The organism is Parabacteroides sp. AD58, from assembly GCF_023744375.2.
GTDB classification, from domain to species: Bacteria; Bacteroidota; Bacteroidia; order Bacteroidales; family Tannerellaceae; genus Parabacteroides; species Parabacteroides absconsus.
The window spans coordinates 1,386,577-1,401,301 of the sequence record NZ_CP146284.1 but is presented as its reverse complement, the minus strand read 5'-3'; the positions used below and the strand labels follow the sequence as shown (position 1 = coordinate 1,401,301).

Genomic DNA, 14,725 nt, shown 5'->3' with positions numbered 1-14,725 from the left:
AGAAAAGAGAATTTGAGTTCAATTCGTTTTGCGATGAAGCAGGCCTTTTTGCAATTACATCTTGCCATTTTGTTGGCTTCTTGTTCCGGCATCTTCGGAAATCTTATTTCATTGGATCCGGTGTTGATCACCGGATATCGGATGCTGTTGGCAAGTGTGATGCTGTTACTCCTTCTGGTCATAAAATATGGCAGGATCGTTGTCGATAAAAGTAATCGTCATATTTTATGGCTAGGAGTATTATTGGCTTTTCATTGGGTATTTTTCTACGGAAGCATCAAGTATGCGAATGTATCGGTTGGAGTAGTTTGTTTTTGTTTGTCAGGTTTCTTTACGGCTCTTATTTCACCGTTGGTGAACCGGAAAAGGATTTCATGGGTCGAACTGTTGCTCAGTTCACTGACTTTGGCGGGAATCCTGCTGATTTTCCATTTTGATGCTTCTTTCCGCACTGGTATTGTATTAGGAATCATCTCTTCATTGCTGTTTGCCCTCTATGCTACGTTGAACGAACGAGTTAACCAGTCGGGACAGGTTATAAAGACGACTGCCTTACAAATGGTTGGCGGAACTTTGGCCATGGGATTGCTGTTGCCTTTTTATCGTGCGAGTAAATCTTCGCTTTCCTTGCTTCCTACATCCGAAGATTTTGTATTTCTGTTCCTGTTGGCCTTGGGCTGTACGGTTTGTATGTGCCTGTTATTAAACCGGGCTCAGAAGGTGATCAGTGCTTTTACCGTGAGCCTCAGTTTTAATTTAGAGCCAGTTTATAGTATTCTGCTGGCAGTTCTTTTGTTTGACGAAGATAAAATGTTGGGAACAGCCTTTTATATGGGCTTGGCACTGATTGTCCTTTCGTTGGTTCTTCAGATGGTGTATCAAAAATTCTCCTCTCAATAAAATTCATTTTTATGACTTAATAAAACAGATGATGCGAGATGCTTTGCCCTTTCTTTCGTTTGTCAATGCCAATATAAACGGACTTTATTCCGATTTCCCGTTATATTTTTATCGTTTCACCTTTGTGATACGATCGTCTCACGTAGGTGGAACGATCGTTCCACAGCTGTGAAGAGATCGTTCCACCCGGGTGAAACGATAAAAAATTGTCATTTAATAGATTTAGTTGACTTAAAATCTCTTTATAAATAAAAGGGGTTGACTCTAGTTTAACTTATTTATATACTGAGTTGACTCATCATTTTATGAATTTAGTTTACTTGTCGTCTATCTTCTTCCGTAGGTAGTATAAAGGAACCACAGCTTGTCCCATATTGATACTTTTATTTCGGGGATCCGATAACCTAATTTGGTCGGGTTGGAACCTTAAACTATCCATTTGCTCCACCAAGTTTGCCAAATGTATTTCTAGATCTTTCACATGTTTGAAAGTTTCTTCGGCATCGGGCACATAAAAATAGCTATGTCGACAAGTTCCATCATGGAACATCCAAATATACCATTTAATATGTTTTAAATAAGTATACTCTTCATCACTGATATTCGCGAATTCCTTTTGAAACAGTTGCTGGCAATCTCTAAACCATTTTAAAGTGCCTTCCTTTTCAAATCCCATAGGGACAATTTTTTTAGGTATTTTTTTCCGAAACTTTTCATCCTCTATTGAATAAAGGCAAACCGATTCTTTCATTTGTCGCTTTTTAAATCTTACTATTTCTTGGCCAACCGAATTCAAAGGGAAAATGTAGGATAGCGATAATAATATTAAAAGTATTCTCATCATAGGATATTTGTTTTAGTTGATAATTAATATTCGGTGGCATATATTGGGGCTATTATAAATAAATTTTATTCTTTCTCCTCTTCCTCCAATGGTCCGATTTCCGGAATGATTTTTCGGGCATCTTCGGCACTTAATGTATCCACATCTTTCAGGCGGCGTTGGATTGCACGGGTACGAACTCCCAAGACATTGTCGATTTGTCCGTTGGCAGTTTCCAGATGTTTCTTTGCCTTTTCCAGCATTCCGCCCATCGATTCAAATTCTTTTTTGACGGCTCCCAGTATCTTCCAAACCTCACCCGAATATTTCTGAATAGCAAGGGTTCGGAATCCCATCTGCAAACTGTTCAGAATAGCGGCTAGCGTAGTCGGACCTGTAACAACGACAAGATAATTGCGCTGCAAATCTTCCAGCAGGGCCGACCGGCGAACCACTTCGGCATATATTCCTTCGAAAGGCAGAAACATAATTCCGAATTCGGTCGTAGCTGGCGGATGAGGGTGAATCGCACATTACGACACACCCTTTCCTATGAATAGTTTATTACTTGTCGTCTATCTTCTTCCGTAGGTAGAAGAATGGTACGATAGTTTCTCCCATACTTTTATTTTTATATCGGGGATCCCATACCACAATTTGATCGGGTTGAAATCTTAAACTATCCATTTGCTCCACCAAGTTTGCCAAATGTATTTCCAGATCTTTCACATGCTTGAAAGTTTCTTCTGGTTCTCGTATAAGAAATGAACTGTGTTGACAAGTTCCATCATCGCAAATCCATATATACCATCTAATATGTTTTAAATAAGCATATTCCTCGTCACTGACATTCGGGAACTCCTTTTGCAATAGTCGCTGGCAATCTCTAAACCATTTTAGAGTACCTTCCCTTTCAAATGAAAAGCCTCCAAGTTTATAAGTGCGTTTTTTTCCCTCTAACTTTTCATTCTCTATTGAAAGGAAAATCGCGTCATTAACTTTTAGCTCCTTGAATTTCACTTTTTCTTGACCACCCGAAATCAAAGGGAAAATGTAGGATAGCGATAATAATAATAAAAGTATTCTCATCATAGAATATTTGTTTTAGTTGATAGTTAATATTCAGTGGCATATATTGGGGCTATTATAAATAAATTTTATTCTTTTTCGTCTTCCTCCAGCGGTCCGATTTCCGGAATGATTTTTCGGGCATCTTCGGCACTTAATGTATCCACATCTTTCAGGCGGCGTTGGATTGCACGGGTACGAACTCCCAAGACATTGTCGATTTGTCCGTTGGCAGTTTCCAGATGTTTCTTCGCCTTTTCCAGCATTCCGCCCATCGATTCAAATTCTTTTTTGACAGCTCCCAGTATCTTCCAGACTTCACCCGAATATTTCTGAATGGCAAGAGTACGGAATCCCATCTGCAAACTGTTCAGAATAGCGGCTAGCGTAGTCGGACCTGTAACAACGACATGATAATTGCGCTGCAAATCTTCCAGCAGGGCCGACCGGCGAACCACTTCGGCATATATTCCTTCGAAAGGCAGAAACATAATCCCGAATTCGGTCGTAGCCGGCGGATCCAGGTATTTGTCTGAAATATCTTTCGCCATCTTCCGGATAGTTGTTTCCAGGTTCTTCCCGGCTGTTTCGATTTGTTGCGGGTCGGCTGTATCGTACGCATCGAGTAGTTGTTCGTACATATCCTTCGGAAACTTAGCATCGATGGGCAGGTAAACACAATCAGTGAGTTCGTCTTTACCAGGCAGCTTGACGGCAAATTCGACCAACGCGTCCGAGCCTTTCTTGGTTTTTACGTTAGCTTCATACTGTTCGGGAGCCAACAGTTGCTCAAGCAACATACTTAACTGTATTTCTCCGATGTTTCCCCTCGTCTTGACATTGCTCAATACCCGTTTCAATCCGCCTACATCCTGCGCCAACGTCTGCATTTCCCCTAAGCCTTTCTGTACATTCTCCAGTTGTTCGTTGACGATACGGAACGACTGGCTGATACGTTCGTTGAGGGTTTTCTGCAGCTTTTCTTCCACCGTGATGCGGATTTCTTCCAGTCTTTTTTCCGTATGATTCACCAGAAGCTGTTGTTGTTCGTTCAGCGAAGCGAACTTTTCCCGTTGCAACGCATTGAAACTGGCGATACCGCGGTCGAATGCTGCCCGGAAGTCATTCATCGAATTTGTCAGTTCTGCCCGGTTCTCTTTGGCTACCATACGACTTTCCTCGCGGTTCAGTTTGAAATCTTCCCGAAAATTCTTTTCAATCCGGTCGAAAGCCTGCTGCATATCGTGGCGCAGCAGATCCGTTTGATTTACTGATTCCTTCTCCGACAACCGTTTCCAGATAAGAAACAGGAAAATCAGATTCAGGACTAATAAAACAAGTATGATCCAATCCATATCTTTTGTAGTTTAAATATTATCTGAAGATTCGTTTATTATTTTTGCACTGCCAAAATTAATGAATGTTTTGCAGGAACAACAAAGGCAGAATCTATTTTTCTTATAGATGATAATCTGCTTAAAAGAAGTTAAAGGGAGGAACTTTTTAAAGAAATGCTTGTTTTGTAAATGAAAAGCGTATTATATTTGTAACGCTTTGGTATTGTTGATATAATATTAAAAACAAAATCATGGCAGAAATAACATTTAAAGGAATGCCCGTTCATACGAACGGTGTTTTACCGGAAATAGGAGCAATGGCTCCCAACTTCAGAGGAGTGAAAATCGATTTGTCGGAATTGTCGTTAAGTGACTTGAAAGGCAAACGTGTCGTATTAAACGTATTTCCCAGTTTGGACACACCGGTGTGTGCCAATTCGGTAAGACGGTTTAATAAAGAGGCCGCTTCTCTTCCCAATACAGTGGTATTGGCTGTTTCAAAAGACTTACCTTTTGCTCACGGACGTTTCTGTACGACAGAAGGTATTGATCATGTAATTACCTTGTCGGCTTTCCGTTGTTCTTGTTTTGAAGACGGTTATGGCATGTTGATGACAGATGGTCCATTGAAAGGTCTTTTGGCTCGTGGGGTTATTATCGTAGACGAAACAGGAAAGGTTATTTATGAAGAACTGGTTTCTGAAGTCGTTAACGAACCGAACTACGAAGCAGCTTTAGCTGTATTGAAATAATGTAGATTATTGTTTTTCATTGGTTAAAGTTAAGGGTTAGTGTAGGAGGCTGCTGGATGTGAATCTCGCAGCCTTTGTTTTTTTCTATGCGTAAATAAACAGGTTCTTGGTCATTCTCTGTATATCTTCTGCTGTTTTTCAGAAAATAATCGTTTATTTTGCACCCGATTTAAATGATACGATAAAGTTATGTTGAATTTCATCAAGAACTGGACCTTGCCCATTGCTATGCTGGCAGGTGTCGTGGGATATCTATTGTTTGTAAATGTTCCTTTGTTAGAGCCAACTAAGCCCTTCGTAAATAGTTTAATAGCCTTCTTGACTCCTACATTGATTTTTGCCCAGTTACTGCTTACCTTCTGTAAGGTAAATGTTCGGGATTTACTGCCGGTGCGCTGGCATGGCTGGTTGCTTCTGTTTCAGATATGCTCTTGTTTGCTGATGGTAGCTGTTTTGTTACTGAGTAAACTAGATGTGGCTTATCGGGAAGTGTTTGAAGGAGCGATGGTTTGTCTGATCTGTCCTACGGCTACGGCTGCTGCGGTTATTACCGGCAAATTAGGTGGTAGTGTTTCTGCTCTGACAACCTATACGTTGTTATCCAATATTTTGGCTGCTGTGGCTGTTCCTTTATTATTCCCATTGGTCGAACCACATGCCGACTTGTCTTTTTTTACTGCTTTCCTAAAGATATTAAGTAAAGTCTTTCCATTATTACTGTGTCCGTTCTTTGCTGCCTGGCTGATTCGTTTGTATTTACCGAAACTACATCAATGGTTATTGAATTTACATGACTTGGCTTTTTATTTGTGGGCTGTCGCTTTAACCATTGTAACGGCGCAGACTTTTAAATCGTTGGTAGAAAGCGATACTCCTGCATCTGTTAAGATGCTGATTGCCTTAGCTGGCTTGTTTGCTTGTGCTGTTCAGTTCCTGTTGGGAAAGAAGATTGGTGCGCATTACCACGACCGGATCAGTGCAGGTCAGGCTTTGGGACAAAAGAATACCGTCCTGGCAATCTGGATGGCTTATACGTATTTGGATCCGGTATCGTCGTTGGCTCCCGGTTCATACGTTTTATGGCAGAACATCATCAACAGCTATCAGCTTTGGAAGAAACGGAAGAAGGAAGGGAAATGACTTTCGTAGGTAGAAATAGTGGAATACTAAATTCAGAAAGTGGGGTTATAAACGATACCCCACTTTTAGCATCAGGTCGTATGTAGCGTAATCTACTGTATCGTGATATTTGTAATCCGTTTTCCGGTTGAAGAAACGATTGGAAAGGGCTATGCTCCATTGTTTCTTGAACTGATAGGCCAGAAGAATGGAGAATACCGTCAGTCGGGCATTGCTCTTGTCGCCTTGCACACTTAATTCATTCGGATCAACCGTGCTCCAGTCTAAGTCCGGATCGTATCCTTTCCAGGTAAATATATGATAGTTTTCCAGGTTTAACAAGAGAGCTAACTGTTTGTTATAAATCAAACCGGCTCCGCCTTTAATACTGTATCCGCTTCCCAAGTTATAATCGCGTTCGCCTAACTTCATATAATCTGATAAACTGGCTCCTAATGCAATTCCGTTGGTGTACAATTCGCCATAAACCAAGGTTTTGTTTCCTGCTTCCGGATTCCTGTAATAAATTGCACCCAAACCGGCAGCCGCCGCTTCGGATATACGGTAAGGAGCAATTTGCTGGTTGTTTTTCGTGTTGATGTCAGAATCGTAGTAGTCGAAATGCTGGAAGATTCCGAACATCAGCGAACGGTTGTCTTTCTGCCATACATTCTTGCCCCACAAGGCTCCGATGGCATTCACCTGATTGATGAGCGGTTGGTGGATAACATCCAGACCTAACTTGAAACGGAACCATTCATAAGGGGCGTAATTCTCATCGTTGAAAGGATTACCATAATTCAAGGCTAAATCGAAATGCAGACTGGAAGAGCCTTTCTTTGACTTTTCTTCATCGGCTAAGAATCGGGGCCCCATGCTGAGGATCAGGTTGACAGGAACATTCGAATAACTGCGACCTTTATAACTTTTCCGTTTCCAAGATTCTCCGGTGATGAGGCGGTTGATTCCCCGCATGGGCGAAATGATGCCGGTAAGTATTTCCCGCCCGACACGTTCCCAACCGGTTGCCCGGTTGTCAATAAACAGATCTGACAGCCGATAGGTGATTTCTCCCAAAGCAACTCCACCGAAAGTAGTGGCCAACATATCATTAATCGAAGGAGCTTCATTCTCCATGAAAAATTCCCACAGCAGGCTTCCACCGGCCGAATAAGGAATAGATTGCCAGAAATTCAGACCATTGCTGCGTGCCGCGTTGAAGTATAATCCGCCATGATAAGGATGAGCAAACAGGTTGGTGGTAAATTTATCGCTGTCCCATACCGGACCGCGCCTGAAGTTACTTTTGATGGTGTTCCAGTTGATGCGGGCCCAGCTTTCTTTTACGACATACCGGTCGAATGCCCAGACAGCCAGATTCGTTCCAATTACTTCACCGGCAGCCCGAAAAGGTTTGGGTTTGGCAAAGGAAGTCGAATCGCTGATGAAATAACGGGATTCCATCTGTGGCAGATATTCTTGTCCGTAACTGTATTGAAAACAGAGAATGGAAAAGAAGATTATATAGATATATTTTAGTTTCATACGTATTTTACAAGTATTCAGTTTGCAAATATCTGTAAAAAGTAGAGCTTGGTATTGGTCTGTATGGTGAAAAAACTGACCAGTTTGTAAAGACTGGCACTTTTCTTCTGTTGGCAAAGGCTTTTTTATTCCATAAGTTGGCTGGGATAGGAAACACTTCTTATCTTTGCAGTCAAAAAGATAAAATGATAGACTTCATTACTTTATGTGATTATGTAGGAACATTTGCTTTCGCCATTAGTGGAATTCGCCTGGCTTCGGCAAAGAAATTTGATTGGTTTGGAGCCTATGTTGTAGGTGTTGTTACTGCTGTTGGCGGCGGAACCATTCGGGATGTATTACTGAATGCAACGCCATTCTGGATGATGCAGTTGTCTTATTTGGTTATTTCTGGGTTAGCGCTTCTATTCGTATTGATTTTCCGGAAATATGTAGTTCGTCTGAATAACACATTCTTTATATTTGATGCGATCGGGCTGGGGCTGTTTGCCGTGGTCGGTATAGCTAAAACCCTTGAATTTGGCTTTCCGATGTGGGTAGCCATTGTGATGGGAACGATTACCGGAGCATTTGGCGGTATGATGCGAGACATTCTGATTAACGAAGAGCCGCTTATCTTCCGGAAAGATATTTATGCCTTGGCTTGTGTATTCGGCGGGTTGATTTATTATATCTGTGTCTGCTTGGATGTTCCATTGTATTTTACACAATTCGTCTCGGCCGTATCTGTCTTTATCGCACGTGTCGTAGCTGTCAAGTATCATATCAGTTTGCCGGCTTTGAAAGGGGAAGAATAAAGAGCAGAACTGTTCTCGGCTGTCCTTTCTGAAAGGAACGAGTATCCATTTCGAAATTATTGAGAATTGATTTTGATTCTCGTTGGAATCAAATTAGAAAGTCAATAGGGTAGATTCTTTTCCTAAGATGAGTATATTTCCACTAGTTTCGTTATCTTTGTGATTCAAAAATAGAGAATATGACGGATAATAAGCAGCAGGCATCTATCTTATTGATATATACAGGTGGAACAATCGGTATGATTGAGAACCCCGAAACCGGATTGTTGGAGGTATTCGATTTTCAGCATCTGGCCGAAAATGTTCCCGAATTGAAGTTCTTGGGACATCATGTGGATACCTACCAGTTTGATCCGCCATTGGATTCGTCGGCTATGGGACCGGATTCGTGGATGAAAATCGTAAAGATTATAGCTGATACGTATCAGAAGTATGATGGATTTGTAATCTTACACGGAACGGATACCATGTCATATACGGCTTCTGCCTTGAGCTTTATGCTGGAGAATCTGGCAAAGCCGGTTATCCTGACGGGTTCCCAATTACCTATCGGCATGCTGCGGACAGATGGGAAAGAAAACCTGATTACCGCTATTGAAATAGCTGCCGCCAAAGAGAACGGGTTCCCGATTGTCCCGGAAGTCTGTGTGTTTTTTGAGAATGAATTAATGCGCGGAAACCGGACCTGCAAAGCCAATGCCGACAATTTCAATGCTTTCCGTTCGTATAATTATCCGTCGTTGGCACATGCCGGAATCCATATCAAATATGATGTGACACAGATTTATTATCCGGTATCCCGTCGTCCTTTAAAGCCTCATTACTTGCTGGATCGGAACATCGCCATTCTGAAACTTTTCCCGGGAATATCACCTTCTGTCGTGGAATCTATATTGAACATTCCCGGATTGAAAGGAGTTGTGATGGAAACATTCGGCAGTGGTAATGCTCCACTCAATAAGTGGTTTCTGGAAATGCTGGAAGATGCAGTCGGACGCGGGGTAGTAATCGTAAATGTTTCGCAATGCCGGGCAGGAAGTGTAGAAATGCACCGGTATGAAACCGGACAGAAATTGCTTGAGATTGGTGTCATCAGCGGATATGACAGTACGACAGAAAGTGCTGTAACCAAGTTGATGTTCTTGTTCGGACACGGATTGACTCCGAACGAGGTGAAAGAGCACATGAATTGTTCGTTGATTGGTGAAATCACCATTCCAGACTCATTTGTGCGCCCTTAAAAAAGTATAAAAATAGAACAACATATGAAATTGATTTTTTTTAGCCTCGCTAGTGGCAGCAGTGGTAATTGCTACTATTTGGGGACACCGGAGTACGGAATGCTGATTGATGCCGGAATAGGTATCCGTACCATTAAGAAGGTGTTGAAAGATCGCTCAATTGATATGTCGCAGATAATGGCAGTGCTGGTTACTCATGACCATGCTGACCATATTAAGACGGTGGGCTATCTGGGAGAAAAAATGAATATTCCGGTTTATACAACAGAAGGGGTTCATCGGGGAATAGCCAAAAGCCGGTATGTGGAGGAAACTCTTACCAATTCCAAACGTGTGATCGAAAAAGAGGTCCCGTTCTTTATCCGTGATTTTGAGATTACAGCTTTTCCGGTTCCTCATGATAGTACCGACAGTGTCGGATATTATATAAAGTATGGAAAGCATCGGTTTACGATTGCAACAGACGTAGGACATATTAATGAGAAAGTAAGCGAATACATCTGTAAGGCAAATCACCTGGTGCTTGAAGCCAATTATGACGAGGAAATGCTGCGATATGGAAATTATCCGCAGTTCCTGAAAGAACGGGTGGCCGGACCAATCGGGCATTTAAGTAATCAGGAAGCGGCCGAGTTTCTGGCGACACATTATTCACTTGATCTGAAGAATATCTGGCTCTGCCATTTGAGTAGAGACAACAATCATCCGGAACTGGCGTATAAAACAGTAGATATCCGTCTGTTCGAGGAAGGTATCCGGGTCGGAAAGGATGTTTCTCTGGTTGCCTTAAAGCGGACAACGCCTTCAGATGTTTATGAGTTTGATGATTAATTTGCAGAAAAAAGGAATGAAAATTTTGGTTTTTCCAAAATTGTTCCTATCTTTGCACCCGCAATCGAGAGGAAGATTGCGGTAAAGGTAATGACTTCGTAGCTCAGCTGGTAGAGCAAATGACTCTTAATCATTGGGTCGAGGGTTCGATCCCCTCCGAGGTCACCTTTAAGAAAAACAGAAGAATGACTTCGTAGCTCAGCTGGTAGAGCAAATGACTCTTAATCATTGGGTCGAGGGTTCGATCCCCTCCGAGGTCACTCTTTAAGAAAAAAGCAGAAGAATGACTTCGTAGCTCAGCTGGTAGAGCAAATGACTCTTAATCATTGGGTCGAGGGTTCGATCCCCTCCGAGGTCACAATTAGGGGATTATTAATAGAAGCCTTTTACAGGAAAATTGCTGTAAGAGGCTTTTTTGTTGTTGATTATGACGAAAACTATCTTACCGCTTTTTGTAGATTCGTCTAAAAAAGCGTATTTTTGTCGCGCAAAGAATGGATATTTTAAATATGGAAAATAAAAATAGTGGACTATTGTCGGCAGCCATGTCTTATGGATTTTCTTTGGGAATATTCTGGATTGTGAAATATTTATTCTATATGTTCAGCTTACGCTTTTCCTTTTTGGTTGTTATCTATTGGGGAATGTCGTTAGTTGTTCCTTATCTGGCTTATTTGCTGACGAAACGATATCGTGAAGATTTGGGAGGGATGATTTCTTTCGCTCAGGCGTGGCGTTTTGGCGTATTGATTTATTTGTTTGCCGCCATCTTAGTTTCCATTATGCATTATTTGTTTTATCGTTTTGTGGCTCCACCAGATTTCTTAACCTCAGCAGTGACGCAGACGATAGAATCGTTAAAGCAGATGCAGGTGGATAGCAAGGTGATCTCGTCTATCGAAGCCATGAATTTTTCACCCATACATATGGCTCTTCAGGGAATAATAAACAATATATTTTATGGTATAGTATTGTCTATTCCGGTAGCAGCCTTAGTTAGTCGGAAAGACAGTCGATCAATATAGAATAAAGAAACACAGTTATAAATAAAATAATATGGATATATCAGTTGTAATTCCGTTATATAATGAAGCTGAATCACTTCCTGAACTATATGCTTGGATTAAACGGGTGATGGAAGAAAACCATTTTTCGTATGAAGTTATTTTTGTGGATGATGGAAGTACCGATAATTCATGGGAAATCATAGAAGGGTTTCACCAGAAATCTCCGGCAGTCAAAGGAATTCGTTTCCGCAGGAATTATGGGAAATCTCCGGGTCTGCATTGCGGGTTCCAACGAGCTGAGGGTGATGTGGTAATCACGATGGATGCAGATTTGCAGGATAGTCCGGACGAAATACCTGAATTATATCGTATGATTACAGAAGACGGATATGATCTGGTTTCCGGCTGGAAGAAGAAACGGTATGACCCTCTTTCGAAAACCATTCCTACCAAGCTGTTTAATGCAACGGCTCGTCGTTTTTCTGGAATTCATAATCTGCATGATTTTAACTGTGGTTTGAAAGCCTATAAGAAGATTGTGGTGAAGAATATAGAGATTTATAATGATATGCATCGTTATATCCCTTACTTGGCTAAGATTGCTGGTTTTACGAAGATAGGAGAGAAGGTTGTTCACCATCAGGCCCGTAAGTATGGAACAACGAAATTTGGGTTGGATCGCTTTGTAAACGGCTATTTGGATCTGATTACACTTTGGTTTACTTCAAAGTTCGGAAAGAAGCCAATGCATTTCTTCGGATTATGGGGTAGTGTGATGTTCTTTGTCAGTTTCATCTCTTTGTTGATTGTCTTAGGAGCTAAAATGGTTTCCTTAATGGCGGGAATGCCTATGCGACTGGTAACAGATTCTCCTTATTTTTATGTGGCATTGACGGGTATGATTTTAGGAACTCAGTTATTCCTGGCAGGCTTTGTTGGAGAACTGATCTCCCGAAGTTCTCCCAATCGGAATAACTATAAAATAGCTGAAGAAATATAATCTGATTCTATACAAAAGGTTGTGTCTGAAAATCTCGGACACAACTTTTGCTTTTTAAGCATCTTAATATCCAATTTATCTGCTATGTCATTTTTGGAAATATTATTATTGGCAGTCGGACTGTCAATGGATAGCTTGGCCGTATCGGTAACCAGTGGAGCAATCATGAGGGAATGTTCCGCGTATCGAGTAGTTAAGGTCGCATTTGTTCTGGCCTTTTTTCAGGCAGCATTTACGTTGATTGGTTATTTGTTGGGTTTCAGCTTTCTGAAACTGATTGAAACTGTTGATCATTGGATTGCCTTTGCCTTATTGCTTTATTTAGGCGGACGGATGATTTGGGAAAGTCGTCAGGAAAAAGAAGAGGATGAAAAGATGAATCCTCTCTGTCTGAAAACTCTTTGTGGCTTAGGGATTGCTACAAGTATTGATGCTTTAGCGGTTGGTGTTTCGTTAGCGCTAATGCAAACCTCGTTGTCTGTCATTACTACTACAATTGCTATCGTCACATTCTTATTCTCGGCATTTGGTGTCTGTTTTGGGGCGAAAGTAGGAAATAAGATAGATCTGAAATTAGATTTGATAGGCGGACTGATTCTGATTGCTATTGGTGTGAAAATACTGATAGAACATTTGTTTTTAAGCTGATAGTTCTTTTTGAGATACTTCTTACCGGTAAGAACCGTAGTTAGTAGTGGATATTCTACTAACTACAATTCTTTGTTATTTAAGTTTCTTATTCATACGGACATCCGCTCCCCACATCAGTTTTTCTCGAAGCGTCTGGTAAAAAGTATGATTGTATCGTTTAATGACTTTGGTTGTATAATCAGCTTTGCTTACCTTTAGTTGGATACCTGTAGGAAATATTTCTGATCTTCCGTCTAACGAAATGAGGAATGTCCGATTCCTGCTTTCAACACCCAACGTGATTTCAAAGTCATCTGGAATCACCAAAGGACGTACGTTTAAGGAATGAGGAGCAACCGGGCTCAATACGATACTGTTATCTTGAGGAAGAATGATCGGACCATTAACACTCATGGAATATGCCGTTGAACCCGTTGGAGTCGCAATAACTAATCCGTCGGCCTGATAGGAAGTTAGGTATTCTCCATTCAGGGATGTGTGGATCGTGATCATGGATGAGGTGTCACGTTTTAACACGGCTATTTCGTTTAGTGCATAATTGTAGCCTTTATAGGCACGACTCTCTGTTTCCAGCCGAAGCAAGAAACGTTCTTCTACTTTATAATAATGCTTGAAAAGTTCTTCGAGAGTGTCTTCTACTTCTGTACTACCTATATCCGCCAGAAAACCGAGCCTGCCGGTGTTAATCCCTAAAATGGGAATATTCTGGCGATTGACTCTAGCTGCCGTTCGGAGAAATGTTCCATCGCCACCAAGACTGATAGCCACATCCAGGTCGAATATGTCGCCCGAAATAAGTCCGGCAACACAGGGTTCGAATCCAAAAGCATCCAGCAAGTAATCATGAAAAATCGTATCCACATATACTTCAGCCTCTAATGAAGCCAGTTTGCTGAATACACGCCGGATGATACTCTGTTTTTCCTGCTGATATTGACTACCGAAAATTCCTACTTTCATATATTCATGTAATGTATTAATTCATTCATTCGTTGTTGGAAAATATCATCTACCATTCCATTTTCCATAAAATGCCATACGACCGTATAATTAAAACGCTCAAAGCTCCGGATAACGGCCGAAGCATCTTCTGCATCAATTTTCAGGGTGATTAGAAGCTGTCCGTTGGTGTCTTCCGGATGGGTTTGCAAGGATAGTATATGTGCATTATTTGATTCTATGATGCGGGCAATATCCGTTACCGAATAATCGGTAGGGCTGACTTCCAGTATGATTGTACTTCCTGGAGCATCTGCCTGACAGAAATCAGCGCATACGTCAACAAGGCGTTCCCGAGTCACAACTCCTTCGTATATATCTTGATCTGATATGACTGGAAGAAGGCTTAGCTTATTCCGGGTAATCAGAGCCAGTACTTCTAATAAATGAGTTTCAAGCCTTACTGACGGCGATTCTGCTAAATATATATTCCCGATATTTACGGATAAATCCGAATATGAAAGCAATTCTTTCTCTGAAATGATTCCTTTATAGTAGAAGGAATCATCAGAAACCACCGGTAAATGCTTTAATTTGTAATCATCCATCAGGGTCAATGCATAGTCTCCCGTATCAAAACTTTTTAACACGGGGATTTCCTTTGTTATGAAATCTTTCACCAACATTTGTCTGCTTATTTCCTAAATACTGCTAA

15 protein-coding genes, 3 tRNA genes and 1 pseudogene are annotated in these 14,725 nt (G+C 41.2%); 12 read left to right on the top strand and 7 right to left on the bottom strand.

Annotated elements, in window-relative coordinates:
• Window positions 1-33: 33 nt before the first annotated feature.
• Window positions 34-900, top strand: coding sequence for a DMT family transporter (locus NEE14_RS06035; protein WP_251967123.1), 867 nt, complete (start codon window positions 34-36; stop codon window positions 898-900).
• Between the two features lie 316 nt (window positions 901-1,216).
• On the opposite strand, the gene NEE14_RS06030 is transcribed toward NEE14_RS06035, so the two are convergent.
• The 4 genes and pseudogenes from NEE14_RS06030 to NEE14_RS06015 all read right to left on the bottom strand — a co-directional run bounded on the left by NEE14_RS06030 (window position 1,217) and on the right by NEE14_RS06015 (window position 4,146).
• Window positions 1,217-1,744 carry a hypothetical protein gene (locus NEE14_RS06030; RefSeq protein WP_251967124.1) on the bottom strand — a complete coding sequence of 176 codons (528 nt, stop codon included), beginning with the start codon at window positions 1,742-1,744 and terminating at the stop codon, window positions 1,217-1,219.
• A gap of 65 nt (window positions 1,745-1,809) precedes the next feature.
• A pseudogene (gene rmuC, locus NEE14_RS06025) lies at window positions 1,810-2,238 on the bottom strand (DNA recombination protein RmuC); the annotation flags it as partial.
• A 49-nt stretch (window positions 2,239-2,287) separates the two neighbouring features.
• The gene (locus NEE14_RS06020; protein WP_251967125.1) at window positions 2,288-2,815 is read right to left on the bottom strand and encodes a hypothetical protein; all 528 of its coding nucleotides are present in this window, start codon (window positions 2,813-2,815) and stop codon (window positions 2,288-2,290) included.
• A 65-nt stretch (window positions 2,816-2,880) separates the two neighbouring features.
• Window positions 2,881-4,146 carry a DNA recombination protein RmuC gene (locus tag NEE14_RS06015; protein WP_251967126.1) on the bottom strand — a complete coding sequence of 422 codons (1,266 nt, stop codon included), beginning with the start codon at window positions 4,144-4,146 and terminating at the stop codon, window positions 2,881-2,883.
• A 233-nt stretch (window positions 4,147-4,379) separates the two neighbouring features.
• Between NEE14_RS06015 and tpx the strand changes: the two genes are divergently transcribed.
• On the top strand, window positions 4,380-4,880 hold the full coding sequence (tpx, locus tag NEE14_RS06010; RefSeq protein ID WP_251967127.1) for a thiol peroxidase: 501 nt from the start codon (window positions 4,380-4,382) through the stop codon (window positions 4,878-4,880).
• A 189-nt stretch (window positions 4,881-5,069) separates the two neighbouring features.
• The gene (locus NEE14_RS06005; protein WP_251967128.1) at window positions 5,070-6,020 is read left to right on the top strand and encodes a bile acid:sodium symporter family protein; all 951 of its coding nucleotides are present in this window, start codon (window positions 5,070-5,072) and stop codon (window positions 6,018-6,020) included.
• 45 nt (window positions 6,021-6,065) lie between these two features.
• Here NEE14_RS06005 and NEE14_RS06000 read toward each other — a convergent pair whose 3' ends face one another.
• Entirely contained in the window at window positions 6,066-7,544 is a 1,479-nt protein-coding gene (locus tag NEE14_RS06000) for a DUF3943 domain-containing protein (RefSeq protein ID WP_251967129.1), read from the bottom strand.
• Between the two features lie 185 nt (window positions 7,545-7,729).
• Here NEE14_RS06000 and NEE14_RS05995 point away from each other — a divergent pair, with 185 nt between their 5' ends.
• The 9 genes from NEE14_RS05995 (at window position 7,730) to NEE14_RS05955 (ending at window position 13,068) form a co-directional block, all read left to right on the top strand.
• A complete protein-coding gene (locus tag NEE14_RS05995) occupies window positions 7,730-8,341 on the top strand; it encodes a trimeric intracellular cation channel family protein (RefSeq protein ID WP_251967130.1) in 612 nt (203 codons plus the stop codon).
• Between the two features lie 179 nt (window positions 8,342-8,520).
• Window positions 8,521-9,582 carry an asparaginase gene (locus NEE14_RS05990; protein ID WP_251967131.1) on the top strand — a complete coding sequence of 354 codons (1,062 nt, stop codon included), beginning with the start codon at window positions 8,521-8,523 and terminating at the stop codon, window positions 9,580-9,582.
• A 24-nt stretch (window positions 9,583-9,606) separates the two neighbouring features.
• Window positions 9,607-10,413, top strand: coding sequence for an MBL fold metallo-hydrolase (locus NEE14_RS05985; RefSeq protein WP_251967132.1), 807 nt, complete (start codon window positions 9,607-9,609; stop codon window positions 10,411-10,413).
• Window positions 10,414-10,505: 92 nt separating this feature from the next.
• Window positions 10,506-10,578 (top strand) — tRNA-Lys (locus NEE14_RS05980).
• Between the two features lie 22 nt (window positions 10,579-10,600).
• Window positions 10,601-10,673, top strand: a tRNA-Lys gene (locus NEE14_RS05975).
• A 25-nt stretch (window positions 10,674-10,698) separates the two neighbouring features.
• Window positions 10,699-10,771 (top strand) — tRNA-Lys (locus tag NEE14_RS05970).
• Between the two features lie 151 nt (window positions 10,772-10,922).
• On the top strand, window positions 10,923-11,438 hold the full coding sequence (locus NEE14_RS05965; RefSeq protein ID WP_251967133.1) for a DUF4199 domain-containing protein: 516 nt from the start codon (window positions 10,923-10,925) through the stop codon (window positions 11,436-11,438).
• Window positions 11,439-11,469: 31 nt separating this feature from the next.
• Window positions 11,470-12,420 (top strand): glycosyltransferase family 2 protein, encoded by a 951-nt coding sequence (locus NEE14_RS05960; protein WP_251967134.1) that lies wholly within the window; start codon window positions 11,470-11,472, stop codon window positions 12,418-12,420.
• An 84-nt stretch (window positions 12,421-12,504) separates the two neighbouring features.
• Window positions 12,505-13,068, top strand: coding sequence for a manganese efflux pump MntP family protein (locus NEE14_RS05955; RefSeq protein WP_251967135.1), 564 nt, complete (start codon window positions 12,505-12,507; stop codon window positions 13,066-13,068).
• 75 nt (window positions 13,069-13,143) lie between these two features.
• Here the strand turns inward: NEE14_RS05955 and NEE14_RS05950 are convergent, their stop codons facing one another.
• Window positions 13,144-14,031, bottom strand: a complete 888-nt coding sequence (locus tag NEE14_RS05950) for an NAD kinase (RefSeq protein ID WP_251967136.1) — start codon at window positions 14,029-14,031, stop codon at window positions 13,144-13,146.
• Window positions 14,028-14,696, bottom strand: coding sequence for a CBS domain-containing protein (locus tag NEE14_RS05945; RefSeq protein WP_251967137.1), 669 nt, complete (start codon window positions 14,694-14,696; stop codon window positions 14,028-14,030). The genes NEE14_RS05950 and NEE14_RS05945 overlap by 4 nt, the downstream gene beginning before the upstream one ends.
• Window positions 14,697-14,725: the final 29 nt, after the last annotated feature.

What these genes read in the sequence shown, in the direction of transcription:
- NEE14_RS06000 (WP_251967129.1), bottom strand. Translation starts at nt 7,544, where the DNA reads ATGAAACTAAAATATATCTATATAATCTTCTTTTCCATTCTCTGTTTT.
- NEE14_RS05985 (WP_251967132.1), top strand. Translation starts at nt 9,607, where the DNA reads ATGAAATTGATTTTTTTTAGCCTCGCTAGTGGCAGCAGTGGTAATTGC.
- NEE14_RS05960 (WP_251967134.1), top strand. Translation starts at nt 11,470, where the DNA reads ATGGATATATCAGTTGTAATTCCGTTATATAATGAAGCTGAATCACTT.
- NEE14_RS06030 (WP_251967124.1), bottom strand. Translation starts at nt 1,744, where the DNA reads ATGATGAGAATACTTTTAATATTATTATCGCTATCCTACATTTTCCCT.
- NEE14_RS06035 (WP_251967123.1), top strand. Translation starts at nt 34, where the DNA reads ATGAAGCAGGCCTTTTTGCAATTACATCTTGCCATTTTGTTGGCTTCT.
- NEE14_RS05955 (WP_251967135.1), top strand. Translation starts at nt 12,505, where the DNA reads ATGTCATTTTTGGAAATATTATTATTGGCAGTCGGACTGTCAATGGAT.
- NEE14_RS05995 (WP_251967130.1), top strand. Translation starts at nt 7,730, where the DNA reads ATGATAGACTTCATTACTTTATGTGATTATGTAGGAACATTTGCTTTC.
- tpx (WP_251967127.1), top strand. Translation starts at nt 4,380, where the DNA reads ATGGCAGAAATAACATTTAAAGGAATGCCCGTTCATACGAACGGTGTT.
- NEE14_RS06015 (WP_251967126.1), bottom strand. Translation starts at nt 4,146, where the DNA reads ATGGATTGGATCATACTTGTTTTATTAGTCCTGAATCTGATTTTCCTG.
- NEE14_RS05965 (WP_251967133.1), top strand. Translation starts at nt 10,923, where the DNA reads ATGGAAAATAAAAATAGTGGACTATTGTCGGCAGCCATGTCTTATGGA.
- NEE14_RS05990 (WP_251967131.1), top strand. Translation starts at nt 8,521, where the DNA reads ATGACGGATAATAAGCAGCAGGCATCTATCTTATTGATATATACAGGT.
- NEE14_RS06020 (WP_251967125.1), bottom strand. Translation starts at nt 2,815, where the DNA reads ATGATGAGAATACTTTTATTATTATTATCGCTATCCTACATTTTCCCT.
- NEE14_RS06005 (WP_251967128.1), top strand. Translation starts at nt 5,070, where the DNA reads ATGTTGAATTTCATCAAGAACTGGACCTTGCCCATTGCTATGCTGGCA.
- NEE14_RS05945 (WP_251967137.1), bottom strand. Translation starts at nt 14,696, where the DNA reads ATGTTGGTGAAAGATTTCATAACAAAGGAAATCCCCGTGTTAAAAAGT.
- NEE14_RS05950 (WP_251967136.1), bottom strand. Translation starts at nt 14,031, where the DNA reads ATGAAAGTAGGAATTTTCGGTAGTCAATATCAGCAGGAAAAACAGAGT.